The following is an 18,888-nucleotide window of genomic DNA, read 5'->3' as shown; positions in this document are numbered from 1 at the left end:
CTATCGCACTGTCGTGCAGTGTAAAGGTTTCGCGCCTGCTGCGCCCCGTAGGGCCCGGTATCTTGTCTCAGATACCGTCTCCGGGTTCTTGCTCTCACAACCCGTACCGATTATCGGCATGGTGGGCCATTACCCCACCATCTACCTAATCGGCCGCAGCCACATCCTACAGCGCCGGAACGTTTCTAACTCTCGGCACTCCAGCCTGAGAGTTATATCCGCTATTGGCCTCAGTTTCCCGAGGTTATTGCGGTCTGTAGGGTAGTTTGGCCACGTGTTACTGAGCTATATGCCACGGGTCTAAGCCCGTGCGACTAGCATGGCTAAATCGGACTCCGATAGCAATGGCCTCCGGCAGGATCAACCGGAATGTATCCCGGCACAAGGCCGGGGGTTAGGCGGGATCACACCCATATAATGGGTGTGGTCGCTATCGAAGGGTGTTCGAGGACACCCGTCGACCGAGTGTCACCGAACTATCAGGGCTAACATCAGATCCCATCTTGACGGCGGACCGCAGGGGTGGAATCCTCATTTCTTCGGACCTGATTGTTGTCTCGAAGCCACCATAAAGGCTTCGAGTTTCGTTGGCGAGCCAATCCCGCCTGGTCCGTGTCGGCAGGGATTCGATGTCCCAGACCGAACGTCGTTCGCGTTCATTCCGAACGCCCTGTTACACTTAAGGGCGTCGGATCGGGCTCGCGTCGAACCGCACGACGCGAGCGACCTTCGCGTTCATTCCGAACACCCTGTTACACTTAAGGGCGTCGGATCGGGCTCGCGTCGAACCGCACGACGCGAGCGACCTTCGCGTTCATTCCGAACGCCCTGTTACACTTAAGGGCAGCGGAACGAGTGCGTTCGTTCGGGGGCGTCGGCCCCTGACCACGTTCGCATTTCATTTCGATGGGTGAGCCACACTTAACCCCGTCGAAGGAGATCGTCTGCGGGCCGCGATTACACGGGTGTGAGTGTCCCACACGTGTATGAACAGGGAGTATGGATTAAGGAACAGATAGCTGTGACAGATGCTCCCCCTACAGTCTCCTCGCGCACACGTGGACGCGTAGGTCAAGGCGTCAACTTCGAAGGCCAGCAAAAATGTCGGGAATTCGACCTAGATTTCGTCTAGGTGTTCGACGCCCTGCTTCGAGACGTTTCCTTTCGTGATATCTCCGGGCATCCAGTCGGGTTTGTCGTCGGGTGCCTCCTCGACCCATGCCCACGCTTCGTAGATGTGAACTTTGTGGGTTCCCTTCTCCCGTAGTCGTATCTCCTCAGGATCGGCCTGATCTTCACCATCGGCCGGTTCGAGTCGACGTGCTGCCTTCAGTGCAGCTTGTCGAGGTGTTCCGCCCGAGAAGACGCTCGATTCGTCACCGTCTTCGCGCAGTGCGAAGTTGCGCTTGTCACTGTCGGGTGCCATGGATTTCACCGCTCCATGCCAATTCAGCACATGGCAGAACATAAATATACTCCCCAATCCGCCCTCCGTCGGGGGATGCTTTTATACAGTGGTGCCGCTGCGTACCAGTTCGAACCTGCAAACCGGCTGGCTCAAGCCAGATATTCGGGCCGAAATCGTCACGCGCGTCCACAAAACCGCCAGCCAGCGACCGGCGGCACGGTAGACTTAAGTGTATCCTGCGGTGAAGTGCGGAGTAGGATAGCGCGATGGTGCGAAAGAAGAAGCTCAGCCCGAGTGGCGCCAAAGATGAGGACGGCGAGTACCACAACGTACATATCAACATTCACGAAGACGAGCTAGCCGTCGCCGGGATGGAAATCGGTGACGAAGTGTTCGTCCGCGTCCGCGACAACAAAATTATTATCCAGAAAGCCGACCCGGAAGAGGTCGAACACGACTTTTGAGGCACCATCGACGGTGACACAGTGCCACTGGGCGGGGCTGTTGGGCCGACGCCCGAAATCGGTCGGTCACCACCGTTCTTCGAGCTAACCCGAACACCCACACAATGAGACCCTACGATATCGCGAAACCACTCCTGTTTTCGCTGCCAGCAGAAACCGCTAACCGGAGCGTCCATCGACTGTTAGAGGCAGTTGATGGAACCCGAATCGCCGACGCGATGGCCGACCGCTACACCGTCACTGACGACCGGCTCGCAGTGGAGGCGTTCGGTTACACGTTCGACAACCCCGTCGGAGTCGCTGCCGGTTTCGACAAGAACGCCACCATCCCTAGTGCGCTGGCGTCACTGGGCTTCGGCTTCGCCGAAGTCGGCGGTGTCACGGCTGAGCCACAGACCGGGAACGCCCGCCCGCGGATGTTCCGGCTCAGAGAGGACGAGGCGATAATCAACCGGATGGGACTGAACAACGACGGGGCCATCGTCATCGGCGAGCGACTGAAGAACGTCGACGCCCCGTTCCCGGTCGGCGTCAACATCGCCAAGACGGAACACGTCGGGACAGATGAGGCCCCAGAAGACTACCGAACCACGTATGAACACGTCGCCGAAGGTGGGGACTTCTTCGTCATCAACGTCTCCTGTCCCAACTCAGAGGGGTTCGAGGAACTCCAGAACCGCGACGCGATGGAGGCGATCCTCGGCGAGCTACGGGACGCGGGCGCGGCCCCGCTACTCGTGAAGCTCTCACCGGACCTTCCCGAACCGGCAGTCGAGGACGCGCTGGATATAGTGACCGAGCTAGATCTAGATGGCGTCGTCGCAACGAATACCACGACGGACCGGCCCGCCAGCCTGCGCTCGCCGAACGCGGTCGAGACAGGCGGCCTCTCAGGGAAACCAATAGAGAACGAGGCGACCGAGATGGTTCGGTTCGTTGCCGAGCGTGTCGACGTGCCCGTTGTCGGCGTCGGTGGCATCTCGACGACAGAGGGCGCATACCGGAAGATCCGCGCCGGGGCCTCGCTCGTCCAGTTGTACACCGGCCTGGTCTACCGCGGTCCGTCCACCGCACGCGAAATCAATTCTGGACTCCTCGACTTGCTCGCGGAGGACGGCTTCGACTCGGTCGAGGACGCCGTCGGCGCGGACCTGTAGCTGGCAAATCTTGAAGTACAGTTGCAGCGAACCGGCGACATGGCCGACACCCGCCGCACGCTGCATATCGCATCCTGAGACGACCGCTTTTTCGCGTGGCTTCTCGACATCCTGCTCGTCGGTGTCGTCCTCTCCGCACTGGGCGAGGTCGCAGGCGTGTTCGCTCTCCTGACCGGCGGCCTCTCGGATCCCACTCCGTTCACCGGCCTGAACGGGCTCGGCCTCTTCGTGTACTGGACGGTCTTGGAAGGCCGGCAGGGGCAGTCGGTCGGGAAAATAGTGATGAACATCGCCGTCACGGACGAACGCGGCGAGGCCATCGACTACGTGACAGCGGCCATCGAGAGCTTCGGCAAGGCGTTCCTGCTGCCCCTCGATATCCTCGTCGGCTGGCTGGCATACGAGAAGGAGGGGCTGCGGCTGTTCAACAAGCTCTCTTCGACCATCGTCATCGAAACCGACGAAGAGGAAACCGGGAAGCCGAGGGAGGTAGAGTACGTGTATCCGAGCGACAGATAGAGCCGAGGGAGCGCTGCGCCGGCTCAGCCAGACTTACTCCAGTGCATCCAGACGGAACTCGAATGCGGCAACCGGCAGTTCCAGATCGTGCTCGACGAGCACCTTCGGATGAATCTCACCGATGACACCGACCGACTCGCCGTCGAGGACGACCTCGGCGGCGCGGCCGCCGATGAACGACGGATGCGTGGTTGGTGGCGTTTCGAGGTTCTTGTCGAAGGCGTCGGCGAGCGCCTGCAGACGAGCCTTCGCGTCCTCGTACGAGGCGTCCGTGCGCGCGAGCGCGGCGGCGACGGTACGGTGTTCGGCGACGCCGGTATTCTCCGAGTCGTCGAGACCGGCGGCCAGCCCAATTTCGGCGAGGTCCTGCGGGTAGCTCCGGTGTGTGTTGTTCTCCAACACCATCATGATAGAGGGGAGCGCCCACGTTCGGAGGATGGTGTAGTCCTCGCTGTAGGGCTCTTGGATGGTGACGGGGTCGGTCTGACCGACGACATCCCCGCCCGTGGTGTCGGGGCCCAACCCCATCCGCTCGAAGTTCTCGACCTCGTTTGTCATATGGAAGTTCAGCAGGTCCTCGAAGCCCAGTCCGACGAGCGCGTCGCGGGCGGCGTCCTCCAGCCTGGACCGCTCGTGGCGGCCGCCGACCGTCGACACGTCGGGGTAGGTCGGTTCGAGGCTGTTGAACCCGAGCGCCCGGCCGATGTCGTCAATGATGTCCAGCGGGTGGATGACATCGACGCGGTACGGCGGAACCTCGACTTCGTAGGCCATGCCGTCATCGGATTCGGTTTCGGTGGCGTCGAGGCCGGCCCGCTCGGCGTAGTCGATGACCTCGCGGCTATCGAGTGAGACGCCGAGGATGGACTCGATGCGGTCGTGGGTAACCGTCTTCGTCCGCACCGAGAAGTCCGGCCGTTCCAGCGTCTTGCCAGCATACTCCCCAGGCGCGTCATCAGCGTAGGACACGTCGACCTTCTCGACCTGTCCGCCGCGGGCAGCGAGCGCGTAGCAGACGATGTTGCACATGTGGTCGATGGTCCACTGGTCGGTCCCGGTCATCTCGATGAACAGATCCCGGGAGTCGACACTGACCTCGGTCCGGCGTCCGTTGATGACCGGCGGGAACGAGAACAGCCCGATGGCGTCGTAGATAGCCGGCACACGGTCGAAATCGGCCACGAGATCGCCGTAGGTCTGGCCGGTCTCGTGGGACGCCATGACCTCACTGGGGGTCATCTCCGCGTCGGCGTCCAGCGGAACGAACGTCGCCTCGTCGGGGTCGGCGCTGGTGTAGGTGATGGACTTGCCCGTCTCGTCCGTGACCGAGTTGCCTTTCAGCATCGTGAGGTCGTGGACGCCGATAGCACCTTTTGCCCGCTTGCGCCCCATCGTCGCGTGGAGCTTCTCCTGAAGCTGGATGAGCGATTCCAGTGCAGCCTCGTCCATATCCAGGCCGCGGACGATAGCGCCGGTGACGTACGGGCGCTCGTCAGGCTGGTCCTCGACCTCAATCGTCCAGTCGGCGCTGTTCGTGTTGGGGATATCCACGCCGCGGTCGTCGCCGTAGTGGTAGCGAAGCGACCGCGCGACCCCCTCGACGGAGAGGCGGTCCAGTCGGTCCGGCGCGAACTCCAGCTGGAACTCGTCGTCCTCGGTCCAGCCCTCGAATTCGAGGCCGAGGTTGAACAGGTCAGATTTGAGTTCGTCGTCGTCTTTCTCGTCGTGCCCGGTCAGATACCGCAGTTCATCAGGGTCGACATCGACGACCGGCATCAGCGGATCACCTCCGTCTCCCGCAGCAGTTCAAGATCACACAGCGTCCCGTGCACGTCGCGGATGTCCTCGAAGCCGTACATGAGCATGAGTAGTCGTTCAAGCGAGAGGCCCCACGCCATCACGTCACAATCGACACCAAGCGGCGTGAGCACCTCGTCGCGGAAGATTCCGGAGTTGCCGACCTCGACCACCTCACCGGTCTCGGGGTGGGTGCCGAACAGTTCGAAGCTCGGCTCGGTGTAAGGGTTGTAGTGGGGCTTGAACTCCAGATCGGTGATGCCGAACTGCTCGTAGAACTCCGTGAACGTCCCCATCAGGTCCCGCACGGAAAGGTCCTCGGCCATCACCCAGCCCTCGATCTGGAAGAACTCCAGCAGATGCGTCGGGTCGAGCGTGTCGTTTCGGTACACCTTCTCGACGCTGAAGTAGCGCTCGGGCGGGTCGAGTTCGCCGACCTGATGGCCCGAGAGGTAGCGCATCGACAGCGAGGTGGTGTGGCCGCGCAGGTCCATCCCGCGGGCGATGTCCTCGGTCCACGGCGAGTGGTACCCCTCGCTGTCGGGGCCGACGCCCTCCTTGTGGGCCGAGCGGACCCGTTCGACGAGGTCCGGAGGGAGGTGACCGATCTCTTCGGGCTCCTCTAGGGCGAACTGATCCCAGTGGGTCCGGGCCGGGTGGTCCTGTGGCATGAACAGGCAGTCGTTGATCCAGAACTGAGCGTCGGCATGAGGGCCTTCCATCTCGGAGAAGCCCATGCCGACGAGCGTGTCCTTCACGCGGTTTGCCGTCTGGCGGAGGATGTGCTCCTTGCCGTGGCTCACGTCCTCGGCGTCGGCCTCGACGTTGTACTCGGTGAAGGCCACGTCCTCCCACTCGCCGCTGGTGAGCATCTCTGGAGTAAGCTGGTCGACCGTCTCGGCGGCTTCGACACCTTCCATCAGCGCGGTGACACCGTCGTCAGTGAGCTGGACCGAGCGGACGGTTTCCTCACGCACATCGAGGTGTCCACGCCGTTCCAGCTGGTCGAGCGCGTCCGTGTCAGCGTCCTCGACGCGCCTGTCTGCGACAGCCTCCAGCGCCAGCATCTCGGGGTCGGACCCGGGATCGGCGTCTTGGTTGGCCGTGATCTCGCCGCTGTCGATGCTGCCGTAGGCCTTGCGGGCGTAGTTCGAGAGCGCGATGTCGACCGCGCCGCCTTCGAGGCCGGACGCGCCGATGACTTGCCCCATCTGGACCGGGCCATCGGCCGCGCCGGCGTCGATAGCGGCCTCGTAGAGGTCCTGTTCTGGCAGACTCTCCCGGACGTACCGGTCGCCTTCGTCGGTGAGTTCGTAGTGTTCGAGCGTCTCCTCGGAGACGGACACCAGCCCGTCAGCTTCGAGTTCGAACGCCGCTCTGGTGGCCGCTTCCGGCTTGAGGTCAGCCTCTGCAGCCACGTCGTCGATACGCCTGTCTTTCTGTGCGTCGGCGGCCTGCAGGACGGCCACCTGTGCCTGTGGTCGTTTCATACGGGTGTCTCGGTCTTGTGGGGATAACCGCGGGTCGCTCAGTTAACGGTTCTCACTTCCTGCTCGCGGTTTCGTCCGACCACGCCTCTCGACGCCGTCAGAGTCCGCACGCGGTCAGGCAGCAAAAAAGAAGCCGAACCCCGGACTGTCAGATAGCTGGCAAGCGACGCCGGCACGGTGGGATTCGGGTGCCATGTCTGAGCGGTTGTGACTTGCAGATATAAACGTTGTGCGTATGCTCGTCTCGACACGAAACGAGCGGTGGGGGGCCGGTTCTCAGTCCGCGCTTGTCGGCGCGCGGTCGGAGTCGAGGTCGATGTCGAGTTCCTCGAGCCTGTCTTCCCACTCAGCGCGTTTCTCCTGATGCTCTTCGAGGAACTGTTCCATCAGTTCAGCGGCCTGCTCCTTGCAGCCGCCACAGAGGCGTTCGCCGCCGACGCACTCGTCATACACTTCTTTCGCGAACTCGTCGTCATCGCCCGAGAGCAAGTAGGCGTACAGCTCGTACACCGGGCATTCGTCGGCTTTGCCGCCTTTCTCACGCTGTTCCTCGGCTGTTGAGCGACCGCCGGTAGTCGCCGATTTCACCTTGTCGTAGCCGTCCTCCGGGTCGTCCAGCAGCGAGATGTGCGAGGCTGGAATCGACGAGGACATCTTGCCGCCGGTGAGGCCGGTCATGAACCGGTGGTAGATCGAGGACGGCGGCTGGAAGCCGTAGCCGCCGTTGTCGAGTTCGACCTGCCGGGCCAGTTCCTCGGCCTCGGCGTGGTCCAAGTCGAACGTATCGATGTGCTCGTCGTACACCCGCTTCTCGCCGTCGATAGCCTCGATGAGCGCCTCGAAAGCCTCGTCTGTGGCGTTGCGGTCGAGGAATCGGATCCGCGGTCGGAGCGGTTCCTTCCCGGCCTCGTCGAGTTTCGCGACGACGGACTCACGGGCGTCGGCGGGCGCTGGCTGGTGCTCGCGCAGCCAGTCGGCGGCCTCGCCACACCGAGGTCGGTCGGCGTCCTCGGCGTAGTCCTCGCGGGCGTCGTAAGCCTGCCGGAGCAGTGTCCGCTCGACCCCGTCGGCCTCGAAACTAGCGAAGGCTTCCGTCACGCCGAAGTACCGCATCCGTGCGGCGAGGTCCCGTGCCAGTCGCATGTGCGGGTCCTGATCCGGGCCGACAGGGATGACCGTCGGCTTTGGCTCATCCAGTTGCGGATAGAGGATATCGGCCATCTGCGTGACGACCGATTGCATGTGCGAGACATCCGTCTCGCCGTCGAAGTCGTAGATGGCCTGCAGCTCCGAGAAGTTCGCCTCCGCGCCGAGTTCAAAGGCGAGGTCCTGCACCTCACGGTTGTCGGACTGGCGGTACAGCGTGCCCTCGTCGGGGTCGAACCCGAGCGCGAGCAGCGACAACAGGTAGTTCGTCGCGTGCTCGTCGATTTCGTCCCACGACAGCCCGCGGGCGCTGTGGGCTTCGAGGTCCGCGATAAGTGCGTAGGCGTCCCCGCCCTGCTGTTGATGCCAGATGATCTCGTCGAAGACGAGCTTATGACCGATGTGGGGGTCGCCGGTCGGCATGAACCCCGACAGCGCGGCGAAGGGGTCGTCGTTGCGCATCGCCTCGGCGACCGGTCGGTAGTCCCGGTGGCCGAAGATGACGCCCCGCCGCATCAAGTAGTGAGGGTTGGGGACTTCGGGGAGCACCTCGTCGAACTCCTCGATGCCGAACTGCTCGAACAGCTTACGGTAGTCGGCGATGGTCGAGGAGCCCCATGGGTCAAGCGTTGCCTCGTCAGCCCCTTCGGCCTCAGTGCCGCCGTCCGGTAGCACCGGGTCGCCGCCGGAGCGGGTGTCAGGCTCCCGCCACGCTCCGCCCGACTGGCGGCGGTCCTCGTCGGGCGATGCGTCGTCGTGGTGGGAGTCGTCCGTTGTCATGGGTGTGGTCGGCTCGCGGTGAGCCACGTTACAGGTGCTTTGGTTCCGGTCGGCGCAAAAAGGGTTCGTTTCGGTGCGCCGACCGGACCGGCGGACAGACACCAACCGGCCGACCACGGCGCTTGGTCAACTCAGGGGGTCAATCGCTCGACGGCGATCCACTCGATGTCGCCGCCACCGTCGTCCGTCGTGAGCGCGAACACCATCGTCTTCCGGACGCCGTGGGCGAGCCGCACGTCCAGCGCGAGGTCCCGCGGCTCGAAGCGGTGGTCGGCCGGCAGCACCCGCACCAGTAGCTCCGAGTGCCCGAGGTTCTCGGCACTCTCGACGTCGGCGTAGGTCCGGAAGTCCGCGCCGAACTTGAAGCCGGTCTTCGGCGCGACACCGCTCGCTCGCAGCGCCGCGTAGACGGCCAGCCGGCGGTCGAAGCGGTCGCCCTCGACCTCGCGGCCCCGCTCGACGACGGCGTCGGCCCCGCCGTCGACGGTGAGCAGGCCCTCCTGTGCGAGATACGCGGCCTCGACAAGCGAGAGCTGGACCGCGCCGTCGTCGCCGAGTCGCTGGCCGTAGAACGCCTGGTCGTACAGTTCTGCCGGCGGTTCCCAGCACACCACCCGCTCGGCGAGCAGTTCCCCTTCCGTCGCCGGGACGGCAGCGTCACTGGTTCCCTCGACATCTCGCCGGTCGGTATCGAGATAGGTGACTTCGCTCTCCTCATCGACGACCGCTAGCACGCAGTCGCCCAGCGCCGCGGCGTTGACGGTGTCGCGCTCGCCGATAACCCGGATGCGGTAGGCCACCTCGTTGTCCCATGGCCCCTTCCCGCGCGGGTAGACCACGAAGTCTGTGCCTGCGGCGTCATCGACCCACCCCTCGCGGGCCGGCGTGAGGTAAAAACCGCGATCACGGAGGTCTTTGTAGACGGCAAAGTCGACCTCAGAGACGGCCGCCGACCCGAGGAACGCCCGGAAATCCATGCCGTCGATGCTCTCGATATCCCCGCGGTAGAGGAGGTGTGCGGCTTCCACCGGGGCCAGATCGATGTCGCCGTTGCGGACCTTCCCGTACCCGCGCGAGTCGTAGAACCGCTCGCGCGCCTCGTAGCCGGCCCGCACGACATCGCCCTCAAGCGTCAGTTCCATGCTCTGACGTGACCCCCGCGGCGACAAAGCCCCTACGGGTCCGAGCCGTCAGCGAAACTGGATGGTACAGGTGTGGAGGCCCAGCCTTCACCCCCGTTCTTCGCAGGAACTGTCCAAACAGCGCGTGCCGCCAGCGGTTTCGAACAGCGGCAGGCCGCAGTCACAGTCGCCGACGACCACGCCGGACGGCATCGAGAAGCCGGTGTCACAGTCGGGATAGTGCTCACAGCCGGCGAGCAGACCGCCACGGCGGAGAATCAGCAGGTCGCGATCACAGTTGGGACAGTCCCACTCGCGGTCGAAGGCCGCGGTGACGGCGTCGTCCAGTGAGTCACACTCCCGGTCGAGGCACAGTTCGAAGGCTCGGCCGCGTTCCACCCGAAGCGTCGGGAGTCCGCAGTCGTCACAGCGGCCGCCAGTGACCGCGGCATCGCTCGGAATCCCGTAGGCGGCGTCACAGCCGGTACAGGTGACCTCGCTTCGGGCACGGACCAGCGTCCCGGCACAGTCGGGGCAGTCACGTACCGGAACGCCGGCGTTCGAGGCCGGGTAGCGGGCGCTACCGTGTTCCTCGTGAGTAACCACCCGGAGGAGTTCGTCGCCGTCGCGGGCAGTCACCGCTCCGTTGTCGATGGTGACGCTTTCGGCGCGCGTGAGCCACGCAACCGGCTGATACCCTTCGGCATCGTGAACGAGAACAGTGTTGTCCGGTTTGACGACGACGAGCACGTCGCCGCGCTGCTCCCGCTCGCGCGGTCCCTCGAAGACGGTCGTACACTCGCCAGCTATCACACGGGTTCCGTCGTGCATGGACCGTCCTGCCCGGGTTCCGGTACTTAAACCCTCAGTCGGTGGGGCTTCGTAGAGTGGGCGTCACTGCCGGAGTCGCAACAGCCAAAGCCGTCGCCGGGCGACAGGGAGGCAATGAGCGAACCACCGGCCGCGGTCTGTTTCGATATGGACGGCGTGCTCGTCCAGTCCGAAGATCACTGGGTCCGCGCCCAGCACGAGGATATCCTCCCGACGGCCGCACCGAACGACGATATTCCTCTGTCCGCGATTACCGGTCGAAACTACCGAGAAGTGTATCCGGACCTCGACGCCGAGTACGACCTCGAAATCAGCCGGGAGGCATTCGAGAGACTGTTCGAGGAGCACGGCGAGCGGATTTACAGCGAAGAAGCAACCTTCCTCGACGGGGCACACGAACTGCTCGACGACCTGCGGGACGCCGGCGTGGCGCTAGCGCTGACGACCTCCGCACCGTGGGCCTGGATCGACGTGACCGACGGGCGCTTCGACCTCCTCTCGAAGTTCGACGTCGCCATCAGCGCCGGCGACATCGACGGCCCCGGCAAGCCGGAGCCGGATATCTACGAGCGCGGTGCGGCGGAACTGGGCGTCACGCCTGAGGACTGCTGGGCCGTCGAAGATTCCACCGCGGGCGCACGTGCCGCCGTCGCCGCTGGGATGACGACTGTCGGGTTCCGCGGCGACGGTGACGAGACTGACCTGTCGATGGTCCACGAGATCGCGGACGACACCGCGTCGCTGCGACAGGTGCTGTTAGGCGGTGTGTAACAGCCGAGTAGAGTGTCTTTGAGGCAGTGTTTGAGAAATGCCAGAAGCCAGATGCGGTGGGAAATAGCGAACCGATACAGAACTGAACCAGAGACCGAGGGACAATACCGGGCAGGTGTTAGTACGGTGGGCAGAGATTCAAGGGCACGAAACCAGAAAGCTGCGTGCCGGAAATGCCAGCATGGAGGGGAGGAAGTCCCGGCCAGGTCAGGCGGGATCACCGTATCCTCGGCCCGCCAGCAGGCCGAAGACGTTGAGGGCAACGACACCCACGAAGATGAGGAAGCTCTGACTGTCCAGTCCGCCCAGCAGCAGCGGCGGGTACGCCAGTGGCGTGACGATCGCCAGCCAGAACGCGATGAATTGCAGGGGACGAGTGAGTGATCGGAGGGCGGCGCTACTGGGGGCGGCTTCCATCGGGGAACGGAAGGGCGATGCACTGGACATGGTGGGCTTCCTCAGTTCTTCGTAAGAACCCATACCCCCATATAAACGCCAGACCCTTGGGGAGAATTCGAACTCTTTTCGGAATATTAACTGGATTTCAACACCTTTCAGCGATCTTTCACCGGGAAGAATAACGCTTCGAAAAGTGTTTATAAATTTTATTCGGGGTTCTGAGCGCGTTTCAGAGCAACGGTCAAAACGGCGGTTATCGGACGAGCACTGATCGGGTTTCGGTAATCGTCGGGAGCGGCAGCGCGGGGAACGCGACTTCAACGGTGAAAGTCAGTTCGTCGGCATCAGCGCCGAAGACAGCAACCGGAAGCGTGGCTTCACCGAGATACGACGGCTTGGCAGTCATCTCGCGCCCGTTAACTGTGACCCGCAGGCCCGCGCGGGCACTCCCACCAGTATTTTCGACCGTCACCTCCCGCATGTCGTTGTCGCCGGGGGAGATCGTCTCGGGGAAATCGCCCCAGTCGATGGAGACAACGGGGAGGTCTCGGGCGTTAGCAAGCACTTGCTCGGCGACGCCTTCCGAGAGGCCGGCACGGACGAGGCCGTCTTCACCGGCTTCGACCACATCAGCGGGCGACGTGAGGCCCGCCGCAGCGAGTTTACCCGCGCGGCCGCTGGCGACACCGTCGATGGCTGTCAGCCCCACCGCGTCGGCGCTGATGCCGTGTTCGACGCGAGCTTCGACCCGACACGCGAGGTTGGCGTAGCGGGCCGGGCCGAGCGTGTCGACGAACTCCCGCATCGCTGCGAGCAGGCGCAGGGCGTTCTGGCGGATGACCCACGCGTCGCTTTTCAGTTCCGTCGGCGTCGTCCCGGTCATGCCCGAGCGGAGGATGGCCAGCACCTTGCGCTGGCCGGCGTCGAGGCTGTCGTCGACGCTGTCTCCCAGCACTGCGTGGACGGCGTCTTCCTCGTCGGAGCGGGCGCTGACACTGTCGAACTCGGTTGCGCCGGCCACCGCGGTCAGCAGGTCGTCCGCGTCGACGGAGACAGCAGAATCCGGGTCGGCGGCGTCCTGACACCGTTCGGCGACATCCGCGAACCGACGGGCGGTCGACAGCCGGAGGTAGAACTTCGATGCTAGCTGGCCGAGCCGGGTCGGTTCGACGTTGAGGCCGTCCTGCTCGACGAAGCCCTCGTCGACGAGCGCTGAGAGCGTGTCGCTGACCCGCTGTCGGAGATCGCTGCCGGCGTCGTACTCGTCGGGGGCCGACTGCGAGCGGGCGTAGTAAAACGTGGTCGCGAGCCAGTCCATCACGTCGTCCACGTCGTCGATGGTCCCGAGTGCGATTTCGGCGTTCAGGTGGGCATCGAGTTCGGCCGCCAACCGTGACTCGATCTCCTTGCCGTCCCGGAGGAGGCGGCGGTACTTGTCGGCGTCCGAGCGGTCACAGACGACCCAGGCGTAGCCCATGTCGTCGTAGCCGGGCCGGCCCGCGCGGCCGAGCATCTGGAGCACGTCAAGCGGGCTCATGTCGACCTCGCCTTCGAGCGGATCGTGCAGTTTGGTGTCGCGGATGACGACACAGCGGGCGGGGAGGTTCACGCCCCAGGCCAGCGTCGATGTCGAGAAGAGGAGCTGAATCTTGCCCTCCTTGAACCACTGCTCGACTCTGTTCTTGTCCTCACGCGCGAGGCCGGCGTGGTGAAAGCCCACGCCGTCCAGTACGGACTGGCGGAGCGTGTCGTTCGAGAGATCGGCGGCGTCGTTGTGGAAGTCGTAGTCCCCGCGTGCGCCCATGGGGATGTCGCGTTCGGTAATCTCGTCGCGGGCCTTCTTTGCGGCCTGCACCGTGTCCTGGCGCGAGGAGACGAACACAAGCGCCTGCCCCTCCTCACGGATGTGTGGCTCGGCGAGGTCGAGTGCCCGGTAGAGCCGCCGGTACTTGTCGGCGAAGGCGTTCTCACCGTGGGAGTAGGTCTTCACGTCGGCGTTGAGTGGGACCGGACGGTACTTCTCGCCGAAGGCGAACGTGGTTTCATCGGGCGCGTCGAGCCAGTCGGCCACGTCGTCGATGTTCGGCATCGTCGCCGACAACGCCACGACGCGCGGGTCACAGAGCCGGCGGAGCCGCGAGACGGTGACTTCGAGCACTGCGCCCCGACGGTCCGAGTCCAACAGGTGGACCTCGTCGATGACACAGCAGTCCACGTCAGTAATAAAGGAGTAGCGGCTGGTCTCGTGTTTCCGGGTGGCCGAGTCGGCTTTCTCCGGCGTCATCACGAGAATGTCGGCCCGCTCGGCGCGGCGGGGGTTCAGATCCCGCTCGCCGGTGACGACGTAGACGGAGTAGCCCAAGTCTTCGAACCGCTCCCACTCGCTTTCTTTCTCGTTCGTGAGCGCACGAAGCGGCGCGAGAAAGAGCGCGGTCCCGTCCTCGGCGAGCGTCTTGGAGATAGCCAGTTCCGCCAGCGCGGTCTTCCCGCTGGCCGTCGGCGCGCTGACGACGACGTTGTCGTCGCGGTTCAGCAGGGCCGCCAGGGCCGCCGACTGCATCCGGTTGAACTCCTCGAACGGGAAGGCGTCGGCAAACTCGGGGAGCACCTCCGCGACCGCTACAGTCGGCTCGCTGTCGGTTCTGGATGACACGTCACAGTCGCAGTTCCGCGACGGCAAAGGCGTTTCTATGGGGGAGCGAACGTGTGCGAAGAGCGGGCACATTCGCTGGTTTCGAAACATGGCCCCTCGATGCGAGCATCCCACACGGCTGCCCAAAAATTAACTCAGCCGGCTGATAGTGCGCAGGTATGCCTATCAGCGACCCCGAGAGCTATTACGACGAGAACGACGAGAGCGAGTGGGACCGCCTGACAGCCACGCTACACGGGCAGTTGGAGTGGTCGGGGACCGTTGCACAGCTCGAAGCAAACCTCCCCGACACGGGACACATTCTCGACGTGGGCGGCGGTGCTGGTCGGTACGCCGTCTGGCTGGCCGAACAGGGGTACGACGTCACGCTCGTCGACCCCAGCAAAGGCCAGCGAGCTATTGCACAGGAGAAAATCGCCGAGCATGGGTACGAAGAGCGGGTGGCCGTCGAGGCGGGCGACGTGCGCGACCTCGGGTTTGACCAGGACGTATTCGACGCAACGCTGTGTCTGGGTGGGCCGCTGTCACATGTACTCGACGCCGACGAACGGGTGGCCGCCGTGCGGGAGCTTCACCGGGTGACAAAAGCCGGGAGTCCGGTGTTCGCCTCCGTCATGGGGCGGCTCAACTGGCTTATGCTCTCGCTGGTCGGCAGGTCGGAACACCTCGTCCACGCGGACGAACTCGCCGAAACGGGTGATTACGACCGTTCATTCGTGGCGCAACTCGATCACGATGCGGCGTTCACCGAGACCCATTTTTTCCGCGCCGACGAGTTCAAGGCGCTGTTAGAGGCGGGCGGAGTAACCGTCGAGACGCTGGTCGGACTGGAGGGGTTGGCGTCAGTACTCGCCGCTCCATCGCTCCGAGAGACCGCTGACGAACTGTCAGCACACGAGTTGGCCGGTGTTCAGGCGCTCGTAGACGAACTCCGGACGGACCGGACTGTCGTGGATATGTCCGCACATATGCTTGCGGTCTGCCGTGCCTGAGGTGGGCACGCGGGCAGTAGCGTTGATGTCCCTGAGTACGCAGGTGGCAGTCGGTTCGGCTGAGCCGCCTGACCGCCCGACTGGTCTTCAACAAGGGGTGTGACAGAGGACAGGACCCCCGCACGTTTTTGACCGACCCAACCTAACTGCTGGTAATGAGTCGTTCGCGCAAGCCTGACTGGCTGAAGATGCGGCCACCGTCGGGCGAGCGGTTCACCGATATCAAGCAGACGCTCCGGGATCGAAACCTCAACACGGTCTGTGAGGAAGCCAACTGCCCCAACCTCGGGGAGTGCTGGAGCGGACGCGACGGACCGGGGACAGCGACGTTCATGCTGATGGGCGACCGCTGTTCGCGGGGCTGTAACTTCTGTGACGTGGAGACGGGCGGGATGGACTCGCTGGACTCCGACGAGCCACAGCAGGTGGCCGACGCCGTCGCGGAGATCGGACTGGACTACGTGGTGCTGACCAGCGTCGACCGCGACGACCTGCCCGACCAGGGCGCGGGCCACTTCGCCGAGACGATCCGGGCCATCAAAGAGCGTGACCCGTCGATTCTGGTCGAGTGTCTCATCCCCGATTTTCAGGGCGAGCCGGAACTGGTTCGGAAGATCATCGACGCCGACCCGGACGTCATCGCCCACAACATCGAGACGGTCGACCGCCTCCAGTGGCCGGTCCGGGACCGCCGGGCGGGCTACGAGCAGTCCCTCTCGGTGCTTCGGCAGGTCAACCGCGAAAGCGACTGTTACAGCAAGACCAGCCTGATGCTGGGTGTCGGCGAGTACGCCCACGAGGTGTACCAGACGCTGACGGATCTCCGGCAGGCCGGCGTCGACGTGGTGACGTTCGGCCAGTACCTCCAGCCCTCCCGCTCGCATCTGGAGGTCTCGGAGTACGTCCATCCGGACGCCTTCGACACCTGGCAGCGGGTCGCCGAGGAGGAGTTCGACTTCCTGTACTGTGCCTCGGGTCCGATGGTCCGGTCGTCCTACCGTGCCGGCGAACTGTTCGTGGAGAGCGTCATGCGCGAGGGACGAACTGTCGACGAGGCCCGGGCAGAAGTCCGTGCCGACAACTGATACACCGGAGTTATCAGTGATAAATTGGGCAGAATTAAAACCGGCGTAGCGCCGCTAAAACATCTATATGATCAGTAATACCCACGTCGGATATATTTTTCAGCGCCGCGAAAGCTCTAAAGGTAGTGCGAGTGAACAGTCGTCGTATGCCACTTCGAGGGAGGCGGTTTCTATGAGTGTCCTCCAGCGCGACCCAGCGGACAAGGTACAGATTCTCGATGAAGACGGGACAGTGGTCGACGGCGCAACGATACCGGACCTCTCGGACGACGAACTGGTGGAGATGTACCGGTATCTCAAACTCGGCCGGCACTTCGACCAGCGGGCGGTGAGTTTGCAACGACAGGGCCGGATGGGGACCTACCCCCCGATGTCGGGACAGGAGGCCTCGCAGGTCGGCAGCGCCTACGCGCTGCGAGACGGCGACTGGGCGTTCCCGAGCTACCGGGAACATCTCGCGATGTACGTCAAGGGATGGCCCCTGTCGGACGACCTGTTGTACTGGATGGGGTCGGAGTCGGGTAATTCGCCGCCGGAGGACGTCCAGGCGTTCTCGTTTGCGGTCCCAATCGCGACACAGATTCCGCACGCGACCGGGGCCGCGTGGGCATCGAAACTCAAGGGCGATGACACCGCTGCCCTCGTGTACTTCGGTGACGGCGCGACCTCCGAAGGCGACTTTCACGAAGGCCTGAACTTCGCGGGTGTGTTCGACGTGCCAGCGGTGTTTTTCTGTAACAACAATCAGTGGGCGATCTCGGTACCACGGGAGCGCCAGACGGCCAGCGAAACGCTTGCCCAGAAGGCTAACGCCTACGGCTTCGACGGCGTCCAGGTCGACGGGATGGACCCGCTGGCAGTGTATCAGGTGACCCGCGAGGCCGTCGACAAGGCACACGACCCACCAGAGGGTGAACTCCGCCCGACGATGATCGAAGCGGTGCAGTACCGCTTTGGCGCACATACGACTGCTGACGACCCATCGGTGTACCGCGACGACAGCGAAGTCGAGCGCTGGAAGCAAAAAGACCCAATCCCGCGGATGGAGGCGTTCCTCCGGGACCAGGGCCTGCTCGACGACGAGCGGGTCGACGCCATCGACGAATCGGTTCAGGACGAGGTAGCCACGGCCATCGACGAGGCTGAGGCGACCGAGCGGCCGAAACCGGAGGAGATGTTCGCGGACGTGTACGCGGAGATGCCACAGCGACTCGAACAGCAACTGGACTACCTCGAAGACCTACGCGAGCGACACGGCGACGAGGTGCTACTGGAATGAGTACACAGGACGCAGACACACAAAATTTGACGCTCGTACAGGCCGTCCGTGACGGGCTCTACGGCGAGATGGAGCGGAACGAAGATGTGGTCGTGATGGGTGAAGACGTCGGGAAAAACGGCGGCGTCTTCCGGGCGACACAGGGGCTCCACGAGGAGTTTGGTGACGACCGGGTCATCGACACGCCGCTCGCTGAGGCCGGCATCGTCGGGACAGCCATCGGCATGGCCGCCTACGGGCTCCGGCCGGTGCCGGAGATGCAGTTCTCCGGGTTCATGTACCCCGCATTCGACCAGATTGTCAGTCACGCCGCTCGGCTTCGGAACAGGAGCCGCGGCCGATACAACTGCCCGCTGACTGTTCGCGCACCATACGGCGGCGGCATCCGTGCGCCGGAACACCACTCCGAGTCCAAGGAGGCGTTTTACGTCCACGAGGCGGGATTGAAGGTTGTCGTCCCGTCGACGCCAAAGGAGACGAAGGGGCTGTTGACGGCGGCTATCCGCGACCCGGACCCCGTTATCTTCCTCGAACCGAAGCTCATCTATCGATCGTTCCGCGAGGAGGTCCCCGACGACCCGTACACGGTCGAGTTGGGTGAAGCGAAGACCCGCCGTGAAGGAAGCGACGTGTCCGTGTTCACCTGGGGTGCGATGACCCGGCCGACGGTCGAAGCCGCCGAGGAACTGGCCGAGGAGGGCATCGACGCCGAAGTGATCGACCTGCGAACGCTGTCGCCAATGGACACCGACGCCATCGTCGAGTCGTTCAAAAAGACCGGGCGAGCGACCGTCGTCCACGAAGCGCCCAAAACCGGCGGGCTGGCCGGCGAAATCATCGCCACCATTCAGGAGGAGGTCCTGCTGTACCAGGAGGCCCCCGTTACCCGAGTGACGGGCTTCGATGTGCCGTACCCGCTGTACGCGTTAGAGGACTACTACCTCCCAGAACCCGCCCGCATCAAAGACGGTATCAGAGAGGCAGTGGAGTTCTGAC

The 18,888-nt window shown here is 63.9% G+C and carries 15 protein-coding genes, 1 rRNA gene and 1 pseudogene (1 of these 17 cut by a window edge); 8 read left to right on the top strand and 9 right to left on the bottom strand.

What is annotated here, in order from left to right:
• Positions 1-371 (bottom strand): 16S ribosomal RNA (locus IEY38_RS05885) (it extends 1,097 nt beyond the left edge of the window).
• Between the two features lie 746 nt (positions 372-1,117).
• Positions 1,118-1,426, bottom strand: coding sequence for a non-histone chromosomal MC1 family protein (locus tag IEY38_RS05880; RefSeq protein ID WP_004516406.1), 309 nt, complete (start codon positions 1,424-1,426; stop codon positions 1,118-1,120).
• Between the two features lie 248 nt (positions 1,427-1,674).
• Between IEY38_RS05880 and IEY38_RS05875 the strand changes: the two genes are divergently transcribed.
• From IEY38_RS05875 to IEY38_RS05865, 3 genes and pseudogenes are all read left to right on the top strand, one after another.
• The gene (locus IEY38_RS05875; RefSeq protein ID WP_004516407.1) at positions 1,675-1,872 is read left to right on the top strand and encodes a hypothetical protein; all 198 of its coding nucleotides are present in this window, start codon (positions 1,675-1,677) and stop codon (positions 1,870-1,872) included.
• A 104-nt stretch (positions 1,873-1,976) separates the two neighbouring features.
• Positions 1,977-3,029, top strand: coding sequence for a quinone-dependent dihydroorotate dehydrogenase (locus IEY38_RS05870; protein ID WP_188976087.1), 1,053 nt, complete (start codon positions 1,977-1,979; stop codon positions 3,027-3,029).
• A gap of 39 nt (positions 3,030-3,068) precedes the next feature.
• Positions 3,069-3,548, top strand: a pseudogene (locus IEY38_RS05865) (RDD family protein).
• A 33-nt stretch (positions 3,549-3,581) separates the two neighbouring features.
• Here the strand turns inward: IEY38_RS05865 and pheT are convergent.
• From pheT to IEY38_RS05840, 5 genes are all read right to left on the bottom strand, one after another.
• Positions 3,582-5,324: a phenylalanine--tRNA ligase subunit beta gene (pheT, locus tag IEY38_RS05860; protein ID WP_188976084.1), complete on the bottom strand. Its 1,743-nt coding sequence runs from the start codon at positions 5,322-5,324 to the stop codon at positions 3,582-3,584.
• Complete coding sequence (gene pheS / locus IEY38_RS05855; RefSeq protein ID WP_188976082.1) at positions 5,324-6,835, bottom strand: phenylalanine--tRNA ligase subunit alpha; 1,512 nt, start codon at positions 6,833-6,835, stop codon at positions 5,324-5,326. Before pheS ends, pheT begins: the two co-directional genes overlap by 1 nt.
• Positions 6,836-7,111: 276 nt before the next feature.
• A complete protein-coding gene (locus IEY38_RS05850; protein ID WP_188976080.1) occupies positions 7,112-8,761 on the bottom strand; it encodes a tryptophan--tRNA ligase in 1,650 nt (549 codons plus the stop codon).
• Positions 8,762-8,892: 131 nt separating this feature from the next.
• A complete protein-coding gene (gene endA, locus IEY38_RS05845) occupies positions 8,893-9,903 on the bottom strand; it encodes a tRNA-intron lyase (RefSeq protein ID WP_188976078.1) in 1,011 nt (336 codons plus the stop codon).
• 87 nt (positions 9,904-9,990) lie between these two features.
• Positions 9,991-10,713: a PDDEXK family nuclease gene (locus tag IEY38_RS05840; RefSeq protein ID WP_188976076.1), complete on the bottom strand. Its 723-nt coding sequence runs from the start codon at positions 10,711-10,713 to the stop codon at positions 9,991-9,993.
• Positions 10,714-10,827: 114 nt separating this feature from the next.
• On the opposite strand from IEY38_RS05840, the gene IEY38_RS05835 reads away from it, so the two are divergent.
• On the top strand, positions 10,828-11,484 hold the full coding sequence (locus tag IEY38_RS05835; protein WP_188976074.1) for an HAD family hydrolase: 657 nt from the start codon (positions 10,828-10,830) through the stop codon (positions 11,482-11,484).
• A gap of 207 nt (positions 11,485-11,691) precedes the next feature.
• On the opposite strand, the gene IEY38_RS05830 is transcribed toward IEY38_RS05835, so the two are convergent.
• Entirely contained in the window at positions 11,692-11,931 is a 240-nt protein-coding gene (locus tag IEY38_RS05830) for a hypothetical protein (protein ID WP_229775227.1), read from the bottom strand.
• 205 nt (positions 11,932-12,136) lie between these two features.
• Entirely contained in the window at positions 12,137-14,536 is a 2,400-nt protein-coding gene (locus IEY38_RS05825; protein ID WP_188976072.1) for a DEAD/DEAH box helicase, read from the bottom strand.
• Positions 14,537-14,694: 158 nt separating this feature from the next.
• On the opposite strand from IEY38_RS05825, the gene IEY38_RS05820 reads away from it, so the two are divergent.
• From IEY38_RS05820 to IEY38_RS05805, 4 genes are all read left to right on the top strand, one after another.
• Positions 14,695-15,528 carry a class I SAM-dependent methyltransferase gene (locus IEY38_RS05820; RefSeq protein WP_188976070.1) on the top strand — a complete coding sequence of 278 codons (834 nt, stop codon included), beginning with the start codon at positions 14,695-14,697 and terminating at the stop codon, positions 15,526-15,528.
• A 155-nt stretch (positions 15,529-15,683) separates the two neighbouring features.
• Positions 15,684-16,613 (top strand): lipoyl synthase, encoded by a 930-nt coding sequence (lipA, locus tag IEY38_RS05815; protein ID WP_188976068.1) that lies wholly within the window; start codon positions 15,684-15,686, stop codon positions 16,611-16,613.
• A gap of 172 nt (positions 16,614-16,785) precedes the next feature.
• The gene (gene pdhA, locus IEY38_RS05810; protein WP_188976066.1) at positions 16,786-17,892 is read left to right on the top strand and encodes a pyruvate dehydrogenase (acetyl-transferring) E1 component subunit alpha; all 1,107 of its coding nucleotides are present in this window, start codon (positions 16,786-16,788) and stop codon (positions 17,890-17,892) included.
• The gene (locus IEY38_RS05805) at positions 17,889-18,887 is read left to right on the top strand and encodes an alpha-ketoacid dehydrogenase subunit beta (protein ID WP_188976064.1); all 999 of its coding nucleotides are present in this window, start codon (positions 17,889-17,891) and stop codon (positions 18,885-18,887) included. The genes pdhA and IEY38_RS05805 overlap by 4 nt, the downstream gene beginning before the upstream one ends.
• The last annotated feature ends 1 nt before the right edge of the window (position 18,888 follow it).

Origin of the sequence: Haloarcula sebkhae (genome assembly GCF_014647415.1) — an archaeon.
Classification (GTDB): Archaea; Halobacteriota; Halobacteria; order Halobacteriales; family Haloarculaceae; genus Haloarcula; species Haloarcula sebkhae.
The sequence above is the reverse complement of the archived record's forward strand: the minus strand, read 5'-3'. Positions and strand labels throughout refer to the sequence as shown.

What these genes read in the sequence shown, in the direction of transcription:
- IEY38_RS05880 (WP_004516406.1), bottom strand. Translation starts at nt 1,426, where the DNA reads ATGGCACCCGACAGTGACAAGCGCAACTTCGCACTGCGCGAAGACGGT.
- IEY38_RS05875 (WP_004516407.1), top strand. Translation starts at nt 1,675, where the DNA reads ATGGTGCGAAAGAAGAAGCTCAGCCCGAGTGGCGCCAAAGATGAGGAC.
- IEY38_RS05870 (WP_188976087.1), top strand. Translation starts at nt 1,977, where the DNA reads ATGAGACCCTACGATATCGCGAAACCACTCCTGTTTTCGCTGCCAGCA.
- pheT (WP_188976084.1), bottom strand. Translation starts at nt 5,324, where the DNA reads ATGCCGGTCGTCGATGTCGACCCTGATGAACTGCGGTATCTGACCGGG.
- pheS (WP_188976082.1), bottom strand. Translation starts at nt 6,835, where the DNA reads ATGAAACGACCACAGGCACAGGTGGCCGTCCTGCAGGCCGCCGACGCA.
- IEY38_RS05850 (WP_188976080.1), bottom strand. Translation starts at nt 8,761, where the DNA reads ATGACAACGGACGACTCCCACCACGACGACGCATCGCCCGACGAGGAC.
- endA (WP_188976078.1), bottom strand. Translation starts at nt 9,903, where the DNA reads ATGGAACTGACGCTTGAGGGCGATGTCGTGCGGGCCGGCTACGAGGCG.
- IEY38_RS05840 (WP_188976076.1), bottom strand. Translation starts at nt 10,713, where the DNA reads ATGCACGACGGAACCCGTGTGATAGCTGGCGAGTGTACGACCGTCTTC.
- IEY38_RS05835 (WP_188976074.1), top strand. Translation starts at nt 10,828, where the DNA reads ATGAGCGAACCACCGGCCGCGGTCTGTTTCGATATGGACGGCGTGCTC.
- IEY38_RS05830 (WP_229775227.1), bottom strand. Translation starts at nt 11,931, where the DNA reads ATGTCCAGTGCATCGCCCTTCCGTTCCCCGATGGAAGCCGCCCCCAGT.
- IEY38_RS05820 (WP_188976070.1), top strand. Translation starts at nt 14,695, where the DNA reads ATGCCTATCAGCGACCCCGAGAGCTATTACGACGAGAACGACGAGAGC.
- lipA (WP_188976068.1), top strand. Translation starts at nt 15,684, where the DNA reads ATGAGTCGTTCGCGCAAGCCTGACTGGCTGAAGATGCGGCCACCGTCG.
- pdhA (WP_188976066.1), top strand. Translation starts at nt 16,786, where the DNA reads ATGAGTGTCCTCCAGCGCGACCCAGCGGACAAGGTACAGATTCTCGAT.
- IEY38_RS05805 (WP_188976064.1), top strand. Translation starts at nt 17,889, where the DNA reads ATGAGTACACAGGACGCAGACACACAAAATTTGACGCTCGTACAGGCC.